This window comes from Amycolatopsis sp. NBC_01488, assembly GCF_036227105.1.
Taxonomy (GTDB): Bacteria; Actinomycetota; Actinomycetes; order Mycobacteriales; family Pseudonocardiaceae; genus Amycolatopsis.
Genome location: NZ_CP109434.1, coordinates 9,106,238 through 9,122,962, shown reverse-complemented (window position 1 = coordinate 9,122,962; position 16,725 = coordinate 9,106,238). Strand labels below are relative to the sequence as shown.

At 71.5% G+C, this 16,725-nt stretch carries 17 protein-coding genes; 8 read left to right on the top strand and 9 right to left on the bottom strand.

Features of this window, described 5'->3' with window-relative positions; genetic code table 11:
- Positions 1 to 36 precede the first annotated feature (36 nt).
- Positions 37 to 1,272 (bottom strand): alpha/beta hydrolase, encoded by a 1,236-nt coding sequence (locus OG738_RS42815; RefSeq protein ID WP_329049692.1) that lies wholly within the window; start codon positions 1,270 to 1,272, stop codon positions 37 to 39.
- A gap of 65 nt (positions 1,273 to 1,337) precedes the next feature.
- Here OG738_RS42815 and OG738_RS42810 point away from each other — a divergent pair, with 65 nt between their 5' ends.
- Positions 1,338 to 2,723: a WS/DGAT/MGAT family O-acyltransferase gene (locus OG738_RS42810; RefSeq protein WP_329049691.1), complete on the top strand. Its 1,386-nt coding sequence runs from the start codon at positions 1,338 to 1,340 to the stop codon at positions 2,721 to 2,723.
- On the opposite strand, the gene OG738_RS42805 is transcribed toward OG738_RS42810, so the two are convergent.
- Both OG738_RS42805 and OG738_RS42800 read right to left on the bottom strand, forming a co-directional pair.
- Complete coding sequence (locus OG738_RS42805; RefSeq protein ID WP_329049690.1) at positions 2,707 to 3,204, bottom strand: nitroreductase family deazaflavin-dependent oxidoreductase; 498 nt, start codon at positions 3,202 to 3,204, stop codon at positions 2,707 to 2,709. The two genes, OG738_RS42810 and OG738_RS42805, sit on opposite strands and share 17 nt — an antisense overlap.
- A gap of 14 nt (positions 3,205 to 3,218) precedes the next feature.
- Positions 3,219 to 4,079, bottom strand: coding sequence for an alpha/beta fold hydrolase (locus OG738_RS42800; RefSeq protein ID WP_329049689.1), 861 nt, complete (start codon positions 4,077 to 4,079; stop codon positions 3,219 to 3,221).
- Positions 4,080 to 4,166: 87 nt separating this feature from the next.
- On the opposite strand from OG738_RS42800, the gene OG738_RS42795 reads away from it, so the two are divergent.
- The 6 genes from OG738_RS42795 to OG738_RS42770 all read left to right on the top strand — a co-directional run bounded on the left by OG738_RS42795 (position 4,167) and on the right by OG738_RS42770 (position 9,473).
- The gene (locus OG738_RS42795; RefSeq protein ID WP_329049688.1) at positions 4,167 to 5,216 is read left to right on the top strand and encodes an acyl-CoA dehydrogenase family protein; all 1,050 of its coding nucleotides are present in this window, start codon (positions 4,167 to 4,169) and stop codon (positions 5,214 to 5,216) included.
- Positions 5,217 to 5,220: 4 nt separating this feature from the next.
- Complete coding sequence (locus tag OG738_RS42790) at positions 5,221 to 6,375, top strand: acyl-CoA dehydrogenase family protein (RefSeq protein WP_329049687.1); 1,155 nt, start codon at positions 5,221 to 5,223, stop codon at positions 6,373 to 6,375.
- Entirely contained in the window at positions 6,372 to 7,280 is a 909-nt protein-coding gene (locus tag OG738_RS42785) for a bifunctional MaoC family dehydratase N-terminal/OB-fold nucleic acid binding domain-containing protein (RefSeq protein ID WP_329049685.1), read from the top strand. The genes OG738_RS42790 and OG738_RS42785 overlap by 4 nt, the downstream gene beginning before the upstream one ends.
- Complete coding sequence (locus OG738_RS42780) at positions 7,277 to 7,663, top strand: MaoC family dehydratase (protein ID WP_329049684.1); 387 nt, start codon at positions 7,277 to 7,279, stop codon at positions 7,661 to 7,663. The genes OG738_RS42785 and OG738_RS42780 overlap by 4 nt, the downstream gene beginning before the upstream one ends.
- Complete coding sequence (locus OG738_RS42775; protein WP_329049683.1) at positions 7,660 to 8,829, top strand: lipid-transfer protein; 1,170 nt, start codon at positions 7,660 to 7,662, stop codon at positions 8,827 to 8,829. Before OG738_RS42780 ends, OG738_RS42775 begins: the two co-directional genes overlap by 4 nt.
- An 89-nt stretch (positions 8,830 to 8,918) precedes the next feature.
- The gene (locus tag OG738_RS42770; protein WP_329049682.1) at positions 8,919 to 9,473 is read left to right on the top strand and encodes a DUF5134 domain-containing protein; all 555 of its coding nucleotides are present in this window, start codon (positions 8,919 to 8,921) and stop codon (positions 9,471 to 9,473) included.
- Positions 9,474 to 9,567: 94 nt separating this feature from the next.
- Here the strand turns inward: OG738_RS42770 and OG738_RS42765 are convergent, their stop codons facing one another.
- The 6 genes from OG738_RS42765 to kstD are packed head-to-tail and all read right to left on the bottom strand — an operon-like array spanning position 9,568 to position 15,002.
- On the bottom strand, positions 9,568 to 10,020 hold the full coding sequence (locus tag OG738_RS42765) for a riboflavin kinase (protein ID WP_329049679.1): 453 nt from the start codon (positions 10,018 to 10,020) through the stop codon (positions 9,568 to 9,570).
- A 50-nt stretch (positions 10,021 to 10,070) separates the two neighbouring features.
- On the bottom strand, positions 10,071 to 10,919 hold the full coding sequence (locus OG738_RS42760) for a MaoC/PaaZ C-terminal domain-containing protein (protein WP_329049677.1): 849 nt from the start codon (positions 10,917 to 10,919) through the stop codon (positions 10,071 to 10,073).
- 10 nt (positions 10,920 to 10,929) lie between these two features.
- Positions 10,930 to 11,961 (bottom strand): ferredoxin--NADP reductase, encoded by a 1,032-nt coding sequence (locus OG738_RS42755; RefSeq protein WP_329049675.1) that lies wholly within the window; start codon positions 11,959 to 11,961, stop codon positions 10,930 to 10,932.
- Positions 11,954 to 12,208, bottom strand: coding sequence for a hypothetical protein (locus tag OG738_RS42750; protein ID WP_329049673.1), 255 nt, complete (start codon positions 12,206 to 12,208; stop codon positions 11,954 to 11,956). The genes OG738_RS42755 and OG738_RS42750 overlap by 8 nt, the downstream gene beginning before the upstream one ends.
- Positions 12,205 to 13,341 carry a Rieske 2Fe-2S domain-containing protein gene (locus OG738_RS42745; RefSeq protein WP_329049671.1) on the bottom strand — a complete coding sequence of 379 codons (1,137 nt, stop codon included), beginning with the start codon at positions 13,339 to 13,341 and terminating at the stop codon, positions 12,205 to 12,207. Before OG738_RS42745 ends, OG738_RS42750 begins: the two co-directional genes overlap by 4 nt.
- Complete coding sequence (gene kstD / locus OG738_RS42740; RefSeq protein WP_329049669.1) at positions 13,338 to 15,002, bottom strand: 3-oxosteroid 1-dehydrogenase; 1,665 nt, start codon at positions 15,000 to 15,002, stop codon at positions 13,338 to 13,340. Before kstD ends, OG738_RS42745 begins: the two co-directional genes overlap by 4 nt.
- 111 nt (positions 15,003 to 15,113) lie before the next feature.
- On the opposite strand from kstD, the gene OG738_RS42735 reads away from it, so the two are divergent.
- The gene (locus tag OG738_RS42735; RefSeq protein WP_329049668.1) at positions 15,114 to 16,712 is read left to right on the top strand and encodes an FAD-binding protein; all 1,599 of its coding nucleotides are present in this window, start codon (positions 15,114 to 15,116) and stop codon (positions 16,710 to 16,712) included.
- Positions 16,713 to 16,725: the final 13 nt, after the last annotated feature.

Here is a 16,725-nt window from a genome sequence, read left to right as displayed (position 1 = left end):
GCGACCGGCGCCACATCGGGGCGCCCGAGGTCGCCGCTAGCGGTTCTCGGCTTTCCAAGCGTGGTAAGTGAAGTCCAGGAACCGCGCCACCCCCCGCACCACATGCGCGCTCCGTACGGACGTGAACACGTCGAACGCGTGCTGCGCCCCGGCCAGCTCCGCATACGCGACCGGCTGCCGGGACTTCTCCCGCAGCCGCCGGACGAACTCGCGCGCCTCGCGCACCGGCACCAGCGAGTCGTCTCGCCCGTGGATCACGAAGAACGGCGGTGCGTCCGAAGAAATCCGGTCCAAGGGGGACGCCGCGACGTAGTCGTCCAGGTGCCGAACCGGGTCGCGGTCCGCCGCGAACACCCGTCGGGCGATCAAGCTCTCCAGGCGGTACTGGCTCGCCCGGGATCCCGATGTCGCCGCGAAGTCGTACACCCCGTAGTGCGGGACGCACGCCTGGACGCTCGTGTCCACGTCCTCGAACTCCGGCTGCAGCGCCGGGTCGTTCTGGGACAGCGCCAGCAACGCCGAGAGGTGACCGCCCGCCGACCCGCCCGTCACCGCGACGAACCCCGGGTCGCCGCCGTACGAGGCGATCTGCGAACGGATCCACGCCAGTGATTGCTTCGCCGCCACGATGTGCGCCGGCCAGCGGTGCGTGGGGGACAGCGGGTAGTTGATCGCGACGCACACCCAGCCGCGACGCGCGAGGTAGCGCATCAGCGGCCGGCCCTGCTCCTCCTTGTTGCCGATCACCCACGCGCCGCCGTGGACCTGGAGCAGCACCGGTGCCCCCGAGACCGGCGAAGCGGGGCGGTAGACGTCGAGCAGGAACCGCTTGCCGCCCGGGGCGTAGGCGATGTCGCGGTCGATGCGCACGTCCGGCGCGCCCATCCGGAACGGGAGCGCCAGCTCGCCCCACGGCAGGCCCAGGTCGGAGCGGCCCAGCTCGGCCGCGTAGTCCTCGCCCAACGCCGAGGTCAGCGCGTTCTCGATCTCCTCACGGGCGCCGTGCCCCGTCCGGATGAGCGCGGTGAGCCCGGCGGCGGACGCGGCGGCCATCGCGAGCCCGGCCTGCGTCGAGCGGTCGCGGACGCCGTGGCGGGCCACGTGAGCCAGAGCGTCCGCGGCCGTCAAAGCCAGGAACTGGGGCGCGAGCTCGCCGGTCAGCCACCCGGCGAAGAACGCCGGGATCGTCGTGGACCGCGCCCGCAGCGGGCGGAGTGCGTTCGCGGTGAGGCCGAGCTGGACCGCGCGACGGATCAGGAAATTCGGCTGCACCACCGCGATGATACCGGCGAGTAGGGTGACGCGCCGCTCACCGGAAGTGGCTTACCCTGATCCGCATGCAGAGATTGAGCGGCCTCGACGCGAGCTTCCTCTACCTCGAGACGTCGTCCCAGGTCCTGCACGTCTGCGGGCTGCTCACCCTCGACGGCTCGACCGTCCCCGGTGGCTACAGCTTCGCGAAGCTCGCGGAAAAGCTCGATGAACGCGTCCGGGTGATTCCGGCGTTCCGCCGCAAACTGCACAATCCACTCTGGAACATCGGGCATCCCGTCTGGGTCGAGGACGACGACTTCGACCTCGACCACCACGTGCACCGCGTCGGCGTGCCGGCTCCGGGCGACCGCGCCGAGCTGGCCGAGCTGTGCGCGCACATCGCCGGGCAGCAGCTCGACCGCGCGCACCCGCTGTGGCAGCTGTACGTCCTCGAGGGCCTGGCCGACGGCCAGATCGCGGTGCTGCTGAAGATGCACCACGCGAGCGTCGACGGCGTGAGCGGGGCCAGCCTGATCACCTACCTCGCCGGGCTGGAGCCGGACGCGCCGATGCCGGAGATCGAGGAGCAGCGCAACGCGGCGACACCGTCGACGCTGGGCCTGATCCGCTCCGGGGTCGAGAGCGTCGCGAAACGCCCCGGCGAGCTGGCGCGGCTGCTGCCGGACCTGCTGGGGCTCGTCCCGCGCTGGCTCGGCAAAGCCGTGCGCGGCAAGGGGATGCCGGTGCCCTTCACTGCGCCGCGGACGTCGCTGAACGGGACGATCACCGGACACCGCAGCGTCGCGTTCGCCCAGCTCGACCTCGACGACGTCAAGGCGGTCAAGAACGCGTTCGGCGTCACGGTGAACGACGTCGTGCTCGCGCTCGTCGCCGGCGCGCTGCGGCGCTTCCTCGAAGCACGCGGCGAACTGCCCGAGGACCCGCTGGTGGCGACCGTCCCGGTCTCGGTGCACGACCGGACCGAACGCGACCACGGCAGCAACAAGGTTTCCGCGTTCTTCGCCTCGCTGCCGACCCATCTCGAGGACCCGGCGGCGCGGGTGTTCTTCCTCGCCGAGGCCAACCGGCTGGCGAAGGACCACCACTACGACATCGACGCCGACATGCTGCAGGACTGGGCGCAGTTCTCCGCCGCGACGGCGTTCGGGCTCGCCGTCCGCGCCTATTCGGCGCTGCGCCTGGCCGAGAAACACCCGGTGGTGCACAACCTGGTCGTCTCCAACGTGCCCGGGCCGCCGATGCCGCTGTACCTGCTCGGCGCGCGCGTCACCGGCTTCTACCCGCTCGGCCCGGTCTTCCACGGCGCCGGGCTGAACGTCACGGTGCTCTCCAACGCCGGCAAGGTGCACGTCGGCCTGCTCGGCGCGCGGGAGCTGGTCAAGGACCTGTGGCCGCTCGCCGACGCGCTCCCGGACGCGCTGGCCGAGCTGCTCAAGGCCGCGGGCTGAGCACCACGACCGGGATCTCCCGGTCGGTCCAGGCCTGGTACTTCGCGAAGTCCGCGTACAGCTCCACGAGTCGCGGCCACAGCTCGGCGCGTTCCTCCGGATCGGCTACGCGAGCGGTGACCGGGACGTCCCGCCGTCCTTTGAGGTGGATGCGGGTTTCGGGGTGCGCCAGCAGGTTGCGGTACCACTGCGGGTGCTTCGGCAGGCCGCCCTGGGAACCGACGATGACGACGTCCTCGCCGGAGCGCAGGTAGAGCAGCGGCGTCGTGAACAGCCGGCCGGACTTGCGCCCGCGGTGCTCCAGCAGCAGCGTCGGCACGGGCTTGCGGAACCCGGCCCCGATCCGCCACGTGCTGCCGACGCGGCCGCCGGTCAGCCGGAAGACCGCCACCTGGGCCTTCGCCCCGTACTTCATGACCTTCGCCGTCACCGGCGAGTCCAGGCCGTCGGGCTTCTGCTCGGGCAGGCTGAAACGTCCCATCGGGGGCTCCGTTCTCAGAGGGAATGGACGGCGGCGAGCAGGGCGGGCACCCAGCGGTCGGCGGCGAGCACGCAGGCGGCGTGCCCGGCCGCGACCTCGTAGGTGGTCGCGCCGGGGATCCGGCGGGCCAGCGATCGCTGGTGGTCGGGGGCGATGAACCGGTCCCGGGCGGTCACGACGACGGCCGTGGGCAGCCGCAGCGTGGGCAGCCACGGCGTCGAATCGAACCGGCCGATCTCGTCGACGGCGTTCGCGATCTCCCACGGCGTGGTCGACCGGAACTCCCGCAGGCCCCAGCGGTAGTCCTCGACGCGCTCGCGCGGGACGGCGGCGGGCACGGCCGGCAGCTTCACGCGCTCGCGCAGCTGCCGCAACGTCCGGTCGAACACGTCGAGCGCGACCCGCTGGCGCAGCCCGCGCCGGAAGTTGCTCGCCGTCGAGCACAGCACCAGTCCGGTAACACGTTCTGGTTCGGCGTGGGTGACGAGCTGGGCGACCATGCCGCCCATCGAGTACCCGGCGAGCGCGAACCGGGCGATGCCGAGCGCGTCCGCCACCGCGGTGACGTCGCCGGCGCAGTCGGCCAGCCGGAACTCCGGCGACCGGATGCCCCGGCCGTGCCACCGCTGGTCGAACACGACGACGCGGTGGTCGCGCGCCAGCCGGTCGAGCGCCGGGTACCAGGTCAGCAAGCCCGTGCAGGCGACCGAATGCAGCAGGACGAGCGCGGGCGCGTCCCGCGGGCCGACGTCGGTGACCACGGTCCGACCGCGTCCCGGCAGGTCGAGGGGGACCGGGTCGGGCACGCCCGCGGTCGGCGGCACGGTGATCCGGCGGCGGCGGCGCCGCGCGCCGCGCGGGTCGGTCACCGCCATGCCGCTCCTCCGCGGGGGTTGCCGTACCGGGGCTTTCCGGTTAAGACTAGAACAGGTTTCAGTATTGCGCCGATCCGGAGGACGGGCGTGGACTTCACCCTTGACGATACGCAGACGGAGATCGCCGCCCTCGCCGCGAAAGTGCTCGGTGCGGAGGACGATCCGTGGCGCGCGCTGGCCTCGTCGGGCTTGCTGGCTCTCGCGCTGCCCCCCGACCTGGAGGGCGACGGCCTCGGCATCGCGGAAGTCGCCCAGGTGCTGACCGAGGTCGGCCGGGTCGCCGCGCCGGTTCCCGCCTACGCCGCCCTGGCGCTGGGTGTGCTGCCGGTCGAGACACTGGGCACGCCGCAGCAGCGCGCGGAGTTGCTCCCGCCGGTCGCCGCGGGGGAGGCGCTGCTCACCGCGGCCCTGCACGAACCCTCCGCCCCGCTCGTCGCCGAACCCGCGACCACCGCGCGGGCGCGCGACGGGAAATGGCTGCTCGCCGGCGTGAAGACCGCGGTCCCGTACGCGAGCGAAGCCGGCCGGATCCTGACGCCGGTGTCCACTCCGCACGGCACCGCCGTCTACCTCGTCGACCCGCACGCCGACGGCGTCACGCTCGTCCGGACGCCGACCTCGGCCGGCACCCCGGAGTACACCGTGCGGCTGGCGGACGTCGCCGTCGAGGAAGCCGACCTCCTGTTCGACCGGGGCGCCGTCGCGGCGCTGCACCGGTTGGCGCTGGCCGGGGCCCTCGCGCTCGGCGACGGCCTGCTGGCCGGGGCCTTGACCCTCACGGTCAAGCACGTGGGCGAACGCACCCAGTTCGGCCGTCCACTCGCGACGTTCCAGGCGGTGGCGGGCCAGATCGCCGACGTCTACGTCGCCGCGCGGACCGTGCACCTGGCCGTGACGTCCGCGGTGTGGCGCCTCGCGTCCGGCCTGGACGCGGACGCCGAACTGGACATCGCCGCCTACTGGCTGGCCGAAGAGGCCCCGAAGGCGCTCGCGACCTGCCACCACCTGCACGGCGGCGTCGGCGTCGACGAAACCTATCCGCTGCACCGGTATTCGTCGGCGGTGAAGGACCTCGGCCGGGCGCTCGGCGGCGCCGCGCACCGGCTGGGCAGGCTCGGCGAACGAGTGGCGGGGTGAGCGGATGCACGTCGAACTGACCGCGGCGCAGAAAGACCTGCGCGCCGAACTGCGCGAGTACTTCGCGGGGCTGATCAGTCCGGAGGAACGCCAGGCGATGCTGCGCGAGCGGCACGGGCCGGTGTTCCGCGAGATCGTCCGCCGGATGGGCCGCGACGGCCGGCTCGGCGTCGGCTGGCCGGTCGAGTACGGCGGGCAGGGCTTCGGCGGCATCGAGCAGCACCTGTTCGTCGACGAGGCCGCGCGCGCCGACGTGCAGCTGCCGTCGGTGACGCTGCAGACGGTCGGGCCGACCCTGCAGCAGTTCGGCACGGACGAGCAGAAGGCCTTCTTCCTGCCGAAGATCCTGGCGGGGGAGATCCACTTCGCGATCGGCTACACCGAGCCGGAAGCGGGCACCGACCTCGCGGCGCTGCGGACGACCGCGGTGCGCGACGGCGACGAGTACGTCGTCAACGGCCAGAAGATCTTCACCACCGGCGGCCACGACGCGGACTACGTCTGGCTCGCCGTGCGGACCGCGCCGGACGCGCCGCGGCACCAGGGCATCTCGATCCTCATCATGGACACGAGCGACCCCGGCTACTCGTGGACGCCGATCATCACCTGCGACGGCGCCCACCACGTCAACGCGACGTACTATTCGGACGTTCGCGTGCCGGTGAACCGCTTGGTGGGCCAGGAGAACGCGGGCTGGCGGCTGATCACGACGCAGCTCAACCACGAGCGCGTCATGCTCGGCCCGGCCGGGCGGATCGGCGGGCTGTACGACCGCGTCCGCGCCTGGGCCGGCGCCCACGGCCTGCTCGACCTCGCCGACGTCCGGGCCGTGCTGGCCGACGCCCTGGCGGTGACGCGGGTGAACGAGCTGCTGAACTGGCAGGTCGCGGTCTCCTCGGCGAGCGCGCCGGTGGCCGTCGCGGACGCGTCGGCGACCAAGGTGTTCAGCTCCGAGGTCATCCAGCGGATCGGCCGCAACCTCGAAGAGCTGGTCGGGCGCCACGGCGACCTGGCCGATCCGGACACCGCCGAGCTGGCGGAATGGCTGGACGTCGCCGCGAAACGCAACATCGTGCTGACGTTCGGCGGCGGCGTCAGCGAAATCCAACGGGAGCTGATCGCTTCGATCGGCCTGGGCCTGCCGAGGGTGCCGCGATGACGATCGAAGAAACGGCCGCGGAGATCGCCGCGCGCGGGGAATGCGCGCCGCGCCTGGCGCGAGACCCGGTGAACCAGGCGATGGTGAACAACTGGGTCGAGGCGATCGGGGACGACAACCCGGTCTACACCGATCCGGAGTTCGCCGCGAAGAGTGTCCACAAGGGACTGGTCGCGCCGCCCGCGATGGCCCAGGTGTGGACGATGGGCGGGCTGAACGTCCCCCGCGGGACCGACGACCCGCTCGGCCTGATGATGGAACTGCTCGACGAAGCCGGGTTCACCTCGGTCGTCGCGACCAACTCCGAGCAGACCTACCACCGCTACCTGCGCCCCGGCGAACAGGTCGAAGCGCGGACCCGGCTCGAGAGCGTCGTCGGCCCGAAGCGGACGGCGCTCGGCGAGGGCTGGTTCGTCACGACGCGGATGACCTGGTACGTCGGCGGCGAAGCGGTCGCGGAGATGATGTTCCGCGTCCTCAAGTTCCGGCCACCGGCTCCGAAGCCGCCGCCGGCGCCGGTGCTGCGGCCGGTGATCAGCCGCGACACGGAGTTCTTCTGGGACGGCCTTCGCGAAGGGGAGCTGCGCATCCAGCGGTGGGGCGAGACTCTCCGGCACCCGCCCGGGCCGATGCCGCCCGACGGTGCGCTGGACACGAAACCGGACTACGTCGTCGCGAGCGGCCGGGGGACGGTCTTCTCGTACGTCGTGCACCACCACCCGTCGGTGCCCGGCAAGGACCTGCCGTTCGTCGTGGCGCTCGTGGAGCTGGAAGAAGGAGTTCGCGTGCTGGCCGAGCTGCTGGACGCCGCCCCCGAGGAAGTCCACATCGGACTCCCCGTGGTCGCGGCGTTCGTCCGCGTCGACGACGACCTGACGCTGCCCGCGTGGAAGGTGGCCCGATGACCGTCACCGAAGGGACCGAGCTGCCGCCGCTGACGATCGAGGCGACGCCGACGTTCGTCGTCAGCACGGCACTGGCGACCCGCGACTTCCAGGACGTGCACCACGACCGCGACTCGGCGGTGGCGCGCGGCTCGAAGGACATCTTCCTCAACATCCTCACCGACACCGGCCTGGTGCAGCGGTTCGTGTCGGCGTGGGCCGGGCCGGAGGCGCTGATCCGGTCGATCAAGATCCGGCTCGGCGTGCCCTGCTACGCCTACGACACGCTGACGTTCACCGGCCGCGTGGTCTCGCGCGACGGGCCGGACGTCGTCGTATCCGTGTCCGGAGTGGACAGTCTCGGCGAGCACGTCGCCGGGACCGTGGAGGTGACGCTGCCGTGACGCTCTCGGGCCAGGCGGCCATCGCCGGGATCGGCGCGACGGAGTTCTCGAAGGACTCCGGCCGCAGCGAACTGCGGCTGGCGGCCGAATGCATCTCGCACGCGTTGGCCGACGCGGGCCTGAAACCGTCCGATGTGGACGGACTCGTGTCGTTCACCATGGACGGCAACGCGGAGATCGCGGTGGCGCGGGAACTGGGGATCCCCGAACTGAAGTTCTTCAGCCGCATCCACTACGGCGGCGGCGCGGCGGCGGCGACCGTCCAGCAGGCCGCGATGGCGGTGGCGACCGGCGTCGCGGACGTCGTCGTCGCCTACCGGGCCTTCAACGAGCGTTCGGGCATGCGCTTCGGCCAGGTGTCCTCGGCCGCGGCCGGGCAGGTCAACTCGTCCGGCGTCGACAACGCGTTCCACTACCCGATGGGCATCGCGACCCCGGCGGCGACGGTGGCCATGGTCGCGCAGCGCTACCTCCACGACTACGGCGCGACGAGCGAGGACTTCGGCCGGGTCGCGGTGATCGACCGCAAGCACGCGGCGACCAACCCGAACGCGTGGTTCCACGAGCGGCCGATCACCCTGGCGGAGCACCAGTCGTCGCGCTGGGTGGCCGAGCCGCTGCACCTGCTCGACTGCTGCCAGGAAAGCGACGGCGGCGTGGCGCTGGTCGTCACGAGCGTCTCCCGCGCCCGTGACCTCGCCCGGCCGCCGGCGGTGATCGCCGCGGCGGCGCAGGGGAGCGGGCCGGACCAGTACGTGATGACCAGCTACTACCGCGACGACTTGGCCGCGCTGCCGGAGATGGGCGTCGTCGGGCGGCAGCTGTGGGGGCAGTCCGGGCTGGGGCCGTCCGATGTGGACGTCGCGGTGCTGTACGACCACTTCACGCCGTACGTCCTGATGCAGCTGGAGGAGCTGGGCTTCTGCGGCCGCGGCGAGGCGAAGGACTTCATCGCCGACGGCGCGCTGGAGCTCGACGGCGCGCTGCCGTTGAACCCGCACGGCGGTCAGCTCGGCGAGGCGTACATCCACGGCATGAACGGCATCGCGGAGGGCGTCCGGCAGATCCGCGGCACGGCGGTCAACCAGGTCGGCGGCGCGTCCCGGGTGCTGGTCACGGCCGGGACGGGCGTGCCGACCAGCGGACTCATCCTGACGGGTGACTGACGGAGTCACCTCATTGACGGCTGGTGCGCGGCCGTCGTGGGTGTCACGGTGGAGACACCACCCACGACGGAGAGTGAGGCCGACTGGCGATGGTGGTCGACTGGGCGCTCACGGCGGTGTTCGCGGCGCTGGCGCTGCCGTGCGTGCTGCGGCTGGTCCGCCTCGACTACCGGCGGCTGGGATCGCCGGTTCGCCACGGCGATCTGGCCGAGTTGCTGCTGGTGGTCGCGATGGTGGCGATGGTCTCCCCGGTCGGCGGCCCCATCCCGGCGGCGGGCTGGCAGGCGGTGCTGGTGCTGACGACGGGCTGGTTCGCGGTGGCCTGGTGGCGGGGCCGGGCGGGCTGCGCCCACCACGCCCTGTCGGCGGCGGCGATGTGCTACATGGTCACGGCGATGCCGCACGCGGGCATGGTGCACGGACCGTGGCTGACGATGTCCACAATGGACTCGCGGGTGGCGCTGCCCTTGGTGGCGGTGGCGGCGGCGGGGTACTTCGTGGTGGACGCGGCGTGGACGGGGATCCTGGTGGTGCGCGGGCCGTCGGTGTCGGTGCCGGCCGGGTCGGGTCAGGCCTCGCGCGCGGTCTGCCGGGCCGTGATGGGGGCGGGGATGGGCTACCTGCTCCTGGCCTCGGCTCTCTGACGCCATGCCGGTCGTGAGTGAGAAACAGTGTTCTAACCCTGTTTCTCACTCACGACCAGCCGCGGCAGACCACCCGGCTCGGCGGGTGTACGGCTCAGGCCCGGACTCGGCGGACCTCGCCCAGGGGGCTCTCCTCGGCGGGCGGGAGCGAAGCGGCCGGGTGCGCCGCCGTCCACTGGGCCGCCGTCGCGATGTCGTTCTTCAACGCCGTGATCAGGTCCTCCGCCGAGGAGTACTTCTCCTGGTCGCGCAGGTGGGACCCGAGCCACACCACCAGCGTCTCGTCGTAGAGGTCACCGCTGAAGTCCAGCAGGTGGGCTTCCAGCAGGCGGTAGCCGTCCGCGCCGTAGTACGTCGGGCGGCGGCCGACCGAGATCGCGGCCGGGACGTGCGTGCCGTCGGCGCGGCGGACCCAGCCCGCCCAGACGCCGTCGCCCACGGAGCCGTCCTGGTCGCGCAGGGCGATGTTGGCCGTGGGAAAGCCCAGCTCACGGCCGCGCTTGTCGCCCGATTCGACCGTTCCCCGCACCACGAAGTATTCCGGCATCAGTCCTCCAGGAGTCACCCCTCCACGTTAGCGGGCGACCGCCGGGACGCTCACGAAGTGGACACCAGCACCGTGTCCGCCAGCACCGGGGCGTCGTCGCGCTCCACCGCCGACGTCGTCACGAGCAGCCGATCGGCCGAGCGCCACACCCGGATCCGCAGCGTCTCGCCCGGGAACACCACCCCGGCGAACTTCGTCGCGAACGACGCCACCCGCGCCGGGTCGCCGTCCAGGAACTCGTTCACCAGCACCCGTGCGACGATCCCGTACGTGCACAGCCCGTGCAGGATGGGCTTCGGGAACCCGGCCGCCGCGGCGAACGCCGGATCGGCGTGCAACGGGTTCCGGTCGCCGCACAGCCGGTACAGCAACGCCTGCTGGGGCAGCGTCGGCGCCTCGAAGACGAAGTCCGGTGCACGCGAAGGCCACTCGATCTTGTCCGACGGTCCCCGCGAGCCGCCGAACCCGCCTTCACCGCGGGCGAAGATGCCCGACCGGGCCGTCCACAGTGGATCGCCGGACGACGACGTGACCACGACTTCCTGGATCACCACCGCGGCCTTGCCCTTGTCGTACACGTCGGCGATCCGCGACCTCGCCACCGCCTTGCCCGACGCCGGGATCGGCCGGTGCAGGGTGATCTCCTGCTTGCCGTGCAGCACCTTCGCCAGGTCGATCTCGACGCCGGGGAACGACACCGCCGGCGGGTCGAACACGCGCAGGTTGGCCGCGACCGTCGCGAACGTCGGCAGCACCACCAGGTCCTGCTCGTAGGTGTAGCGCAGCTCGTCCGGGCCCGCGCCGAGCGCCAGGTGGTAGAGCAGCACGTCCGACGACGTCCAGGCGAAGCTCACTTCGCCGATCTCGGCACCGATGGCGACCGCGGGGTCGATGGGCACGCGGGAACTCCTACTCGTAGCTGATCGAGACGTCGTCGGTGACCGGCAGCGACTGGCAGGCCAGCACGATGCCGTCCGCGATGTCCTCGGCGTCGAGCACCTCGTTGTGCAGCATCTTCACCTCACCCGAGACGACCCGGCACGCGCACGCACTGCATTGTCCCTCGCGGCACGAGTACGGCGCGTCCAGGCCCGCGTCCAGCAGGTGGTCGAGCAGCTTCCGCTGCCGCGGCCAGGCCATCGACCGCGTGTCGCCGTCCAGCGACACCGTCAGCGACGCGGGCGCTTCGTCCGATTCCGGTGCCTCCTCGGCGGGGGCGTCTTCGAACGGGTTGCCGGTCAGTGACGTGAACTTCTCGACGTGCACCCGGTCCCGCGGCACCCCGAGCTGCCCGAGCGCCTCGCGCACGGCGGCCATGAACGGCGCCGGACCGCAGAGGAATGCCTCGTGGGACGGGTACGCCGAAGCCAGCCCGCGCAGCTGCGAGACGTCCGGGAGGCCCTGGACGCTCTCCAGCCAGTGCACGACGACCAGGCGATCGCCGTGCCGCTTCGCCAGTGACGCCAGTTCGCCCGCGAAGATCACCGAGTTCTCGTCCCGGTTCGCGTAGACCAGCACGACCCGCCCGGAGCCCTGCTCCAGTGCCGTCTTGAGGATCGCCATCACCGGCGTGATGCCGCTGCCGCCGGCGAACAGGAGGAAGTCCTCGTCCACCGACGTCGGGCAGAACACGCCCGCCGGCGCGAGCACGTCGACCTGCATCCCGGGCTTCAAAGACGAGCACACCCAGCCCGAGCCGTACCCGCCGTCGGTCCGCTTGACCGTCACCTGCACGCGGTTCTCGTGCGGCGCGCTCGAGAGCGAGTAGCACCGCGCCACCGAACCGGTCTGCTCGCTGGGGATCCGCAAAGTCAGGAACTGCCCGGCGGAATACCGGAACGCGTCAGCGTGCTCGGGCGGGATCTCGAAGACCACCGACCGCGCGTCCGGCGTCTCGACGACGACGTCGGCGACCGTCAGCGTGTAGATCCGCTCAGCCATCGGCCACCGCCAGGGTGCCTTCGCGCACGGCGTCGGAGATGCTGTCGGACAGCTTCGGGCACGTGTCGAGCAAGGCGGACGGGCCGTCGGCGTCGGCGAAGACCGGGCAGCTGTCGGCGGGCCGCGAGGTCCACTGGATGCTCGTGTGCTGGATGCTGTTCTTCTTCACCAGCACGCACGTCCCGCAGCTGCGGCACTCGTGCGGCCGCAGCCCGCCCGACAGGAACTCGGTCTGCTCGGTCGTCACACTTCCGCCTCGGTCTTCTGGCGGGCCAGGTTTTCCGCCACCTCCGCCGCCCAGGCCTCGTTCGCCTTCGAAGTGTCCACTTCGAACTCGAAGCGCCGGGTCATGTCCTCGGTGACGTCGGCGGCGTCGACGTAGAACTGCTGGTACCACCGGCGAAGCTGGTAGACCGGACCGTCCTCTTCGCACAGCAGCGGGTTGTCGATCTGCGTCTTGTGCTTCCAGATCTCGACGTCCTGCAGGAATCCCGCGCCGATGCCCTTGGCCAGCTTCGCCGCGATCTTGTCCGCGTGCTCGTCCGTGAGCCCGTGCTGCTTCTTGACCTTCATGCCGTACTGCAGCACGAACGACGTCGGCGTCACGGGGTAGTGGCAGTTGATGAGCACGCTCTCGATCTCGTAGCCCTGGAACGAGTTCACCAGCTTGTTGATCATATAGGACGGCCCGAAGTACGACGCCTCCGACCGCAGCAGGTTGTCTTCACCGCCGTAGTTGGAGGCCATGCCCATGTCCGGGCGGCCCTTGGTGTTGAGGTACTGCGTCGCGATGTGGCCTTCGAAGACGTTCTTGAAATACGTCGGGTAGGCGTAGTGGATGTAGAAGAAGTGGGCCATGTCGACGACGTTGTCGATGATCTCCCGGCAGTTGGAGCCGTCGATGAAGAGCGAGTCCCAGGTCCAGTTGCTCCACTCGGGACTGTCGGCCGCCTCGATGTGCGGGATCGCCAGCTCGTCGGCCGGCGGGTTGCCTTCCGGGTCGTGCCAGACCATCAGCTGGCCGTTCTGCTCCACCGCCGTCCACGACCGGGTCCGCGCGCGCAGCGGAACCCGCTTGGCGTAGGGGATCGAGACGCACTTGCCCTTGCCGTTCCAGCGCCAGTCGTGGAACGGGCACGCGACCTCGTCGCCCTTGACGCTGCCCTGGGTGAGGTCGCCGCCCATGTGCCGGCAGTAGCCGTCGAGGACGTTCAAGCCGCCCTTCGAGTCGGCGAACACGACGAGCTTCGTGCCGAACGCCGTCACCGCGTGCGGCTTCCCGTCGCGGAACCGCTCGGCCAGGCCGAGGCAGTGCCAGCCGCGCGCGAACCGGGTCGGCGGCTCACCGGCGTAGATGGTGCGTACGGACTCCTGCGTCATCGCTCGCCTCCCGTGGTCCCTTGATCTTCGTGCGCCAGCCGCGTGGCCGCAAGGTAGCCGAACACCATGGCGGGCCCGATGGTCGCGCCCGGCCCGGCGTACGTCCGGCCCATCACGGCCGCGCTGACGTTGCCCGCGGCGTAGAGGCCCGGTACGACCGAGCCGTCCTCACGCAGGACCCGTGCCTGCTCGTCGGTGCGCAGGCCGCCCTTGGTCCCCAGGTCGCCCGGCACGATCTTCACCGCGTAGTACGGCGCTTTGTCCAGGGGGCCGAGGCTGGGGTTGGGCTTGTTGCGCGGGTCGCCGTAGTAGTGGTCGTACTTGCTGACGCCGCGCTGGAAGTCTTCGTCGACGCCCTTGCGTGCGAAGCCGTTGAAGCGCTCGACCGTCGCTTCCAGGCCCTCCGGCGGGACGTCCATCTTCGCGGCCAGCCCGGCCAAGGAGCCCGACTTCACCGCGATCCCGGCCTTGAACCAGCGCCCCGGCAGCGGCTGTCGCGGCCCGACGCCGGTGAACATGTACCGGTCCTTGTAGCGCTGGTCGAACACGAGCCAGGTCGGGATGTGCTCGCCCGGCCCGTCGCCGTCGCCGTACATCGCGTGCACGGCCTCGACGTAGGGCGCCGACTCGTTGACGAACCGCTCGCCTCGGGCGTCGACCATGATGCAGCGCGGCCGCGACCGCTCGGCCAGCGCGAACCACGGCCCGCCGGTGAGCGGCAGCGACGGCCCCCACCAGGCGTCGTCCATCAGGTCGAGGGCCGCGCCGAGCTTGAGGCCGGCGGTGATGCCGTCGCCGGTGTTGGCGGCCGCGCCGACGGTCCAGTCGGTGCCGATCGGCGCGCGCTGGTACTTCTCGCGCATCTCCAGGTTCTGCTCGAAGCCGCCGCTGGCGAGGATCACGCCCCGCCGGGCCCCGACGACTCCGTCCGCGGTGACGACGCCGGTGACGCGGTCCCCTTCGACCTGCAGATCGACCAGCGGCGTGTTCAGCCGGACGTCGACGCCCGCCCTGGTCAGGCCCACCCGCAACCCCGCCGCAAGCGCTTGCCCCATGCTCAGCAGCCGCTGGCCGCGTACGCGCCCGACCAGCCACTGGACCCCCAGGGACAGCATCCGGACCGCGCCGCGCGGGTGCCGCGCGAGGAGGCTCAGCCAGCGGTAGTCGGCCTGGGTGATCGGCACGCCGAGCGGGGGAGCGCTGTACGGCGGTTCGAGGTGGGCCAGTTCGGCGCCGAGCAGCTTGCCGTCGAAGGCCATCGGCTCGACCGAGCGGCCGCCGGGCCGCCCGCCGGGGGCTTCGGGGTGGTAGTCGCTGTAGTCGCGGACCCACCGGAATTTCAGCGGCGTGTGGTCGCAGACGAACTTCAGCACCTCGGGGCCGTGGTCGAGGAACGTGTCGCGCCGGACGGCCGGGACGACGTCGCCGACGATCGAGGCCAGGTACTCGCGCGCCCGCTCGGGCGGTTCGTCGATCCCGGCGGCGCGCAGCGCGTGGTTGCCCGGCAGCCAGACCCCGCCACCGGAGCGCGCGGTCGAGCCGCCGAAGCAGGCCGCCTTCTCCAGGACGACGACGCTCAGACCGGCCTTCGCGGCGGCCAGCGCGGCGGTCATCCCGGCGGCGCCGCTGCCGACGACGACGACGTCGAACTGCTCCGTCATGCCACCTCACTTGGTCCGCGACCTGTAACGTGTTCCACAAAATGAGCATCCAGTTGGGAGCCGCTTCCGTCACCATAGACGAGAACGTGTTTCAGTTCTAGGGTGACGACCATGAACGAACTCGTCGCGGACGTGGTGATCGTGGGGTTCGGAGCGGCCGGCGCCTGCGCCGCCCTCGAAGCGGCCGACGCGGGCGCCGACGTCATCATCGTCGAACGGTTCGCCGGCGGCGGCGCGAGCGCGGTCAGCGGGGGTGTGGTCTACGCGGGCGGCGGGACCACCCAGCAACTCGACGCGGGCGTCGACGACTCCGTCGACGCGATGTACGCCTACCTGCGGCTCGAAGCCGGGGACGTCGTCTCGGAAGAAACCCTGCGGCGCTTCTGCGAAGGCAGCCGCGAGATGATCACCTGGCTGGAGGGCAACGGCGTGCCGTTCGAAGGCAGCCTCTGCCCGTACAAGACGTCGTACCCGAGCGACCGGCACTACCTCTACTACTCCGGCAGCGAAGCCGCGGGCGGCTTCCGCGACGCGGCCAAGCCCGCGCCGCGCGGCCATCGCGTCAAAGGTCCCGGGACCTCCGGGAAGACGCTGATGACACGCCTCAAGGAGGCCGTCGCGAAGCGCGGCATCCGGGTGCTCACCCAGACACACGCTCGCAGCCTGCTCCAGGACGACGGCCGCGTCACCGGGCTCGTCGCCGACACGCTGCGGGACGCGCCCGCCGGGGTGCGGGCCCGGCACCGGCGGCTCGGGCAGTACGCCGCGAAACCCGGGATCTACGTACCCTCGCTGCGGAAGTCGCTGCACCGGCGTGTCGAACGTCTCGAACGTCAGCACGGCCGTGAGCTGCGGATCACCGCCCGGCGCGGGGTCGTGCTCGCCGCGGGCGGGTTCATCGCGAACCGGGAAATGGTGCGCGAGCACGCGCCGGCCTACCGCGGCGGGCTCGCGCTCGGCACGTCCGCCGACGACGGCTCGGGCATCCGGCTCGGCGTCGAAGCCGGGGCCGCAACCGGGGAGCTGGGCCGGATCTCGGCGTGGCGGTTCGTCACGCCGCCCAGCGCGTTCCTCAGCGGCATCATCGTCGACGCCGACGGCCGCCGGGTCATCGACGAGTCCCGCTACGGCGCGGCCGTCGGCGAAAAGCTCATCGAGCAGCACGGGAGCACGGGCTGGCTGCTCGTCGACGCGCCGATCGTGGCGGAGGCCCGGCAGGACGGCCGTGCGCAAAGCCAGTGGTTCCAATGGCTCCAGCTGCGGTACCTGCTGCGCCGCGGCCGGGTCACCGGCGCGACGGTCGAGGAGGTGGCGCGCAAGGCGGGGGTCGACGCGCAGGGCCTGCGCGCGAGCGTCGAGGCCTATCACGGCGTCCACGACCCGATGGGCAAGCCCGCCGAGTTCGCGCGGCGGCTGGACAACCCGCCGTTCTCCCTCATCGACATCTCGGTGCGCCCCAACCTGGGCTATCCCACGCCGATGCTCACCCTCGGCGGTCTGGTCGTCGACGAGGACACCGGCGCGGTGCGGAACGCGGCGGGGGAGCCGATCGCCGGGCTGTACGCGGCCGGGCGCACCGCGGTGGGAATCTGTTCCAGGTCGTACGTGAGCGGGTTGTCCCTGGCCGACTGCGTGTTTTCCGGCCGCAGGGCAGGGATCAACAGTGCTCTGGCGCAGGGCGTTCTCGACAAAAACGAGAACGTGTTCTAGTCTCTGGGAAGAG

Excerpts from the sequence above, each read along its gene's own strand:
- OG738_RS42810 (WP_329049691.1), top strand. The coding sequence starts at position 1,338 with ATGCAGAGATTGAGCGGCCTCGACGCGAGCTTCCTCTACCTCGAGACG.
- OG738_RS42805 (WP_329049690.1), bottom strand. The coding sequence starts at position 3,204 with ATGGGACGTTTCAGCCTGCCCGAGCAGAAGCCCGACGGCCTGGACTCG.
- OG738_RS42800 (WP_329049689.1), bottom strand. The coding sequence starts at position 4,079 with ATGGCGGTGACCGACCCGCGCGGCGCGCGGCGCCGCCGCCGCCGGATC.
- OG738_RS42790 (WP_329049687.1), top strand. The coding sequence starts at position 5,221 with ATGCACGTCGAACTGACCGCGGCGCAGAAAGACCTGCGCGCCGAACTG.
- OG738_RS42785 (WP_329049685.1), top strand. The coding sequence starts at position 6,372 with ATGACGATCGAAGAAACGGCCGCGGAGATCGCCGCGCGCGGGGAATGC.
- OG738_RS42780 (WP_329049684.1), top strand. The coding sequence starts at position 7,277 with ATGACCGTCACCGAAGGGACCGAGCTGCCGCCGCTGACGATCGAGGCG.
- OG738_RS42770 (WP_329049682.1), top strand. The coding sequence starts at position 8,919 with ATGGTGGTCGACTGGGCGCTCACGGCGGTGTTCGCGGCGCTGGCGCTG.
- OG738_RS42765 (WP_329049679.1), bottom strand. The coding sequence starts at position 10,020 with ATGCCGGAATACTTCGTGGTGCGGGGAACGGTCGAATCGGGCGACAAG.
- OG738_RS42755 (WP_329049675.1), bottom strand. The coding sequence starts at position 11,961 with ATGGCTGAGCGGATCTACACGCTGACGGTCGCCGACGTCGTCGTCGAG.
- OG738_RS42745 (WP_329049671.1), bottom strand. The coding sequence starts at position 13,341 with ATGACGCAGGAGTCCGTACGCACCATCTACGCCGGTGAGCCGCCGACC.
- kstD (WP_329049669.1), bottom strand. The coding sequence starts at position 15,002 with ATGACGGAGCAGTTCGACGTCGTCGTCGTCGGCAGCGGCGCCGCCGGG.
- OG738_RS42735 (WP_329049668.1), top strand. The coding sequence starts at position 15,114 with ATGAACGAACTCGTCGCGGACGTGGTGATCGTGGGGTTCGGAGCGGCC.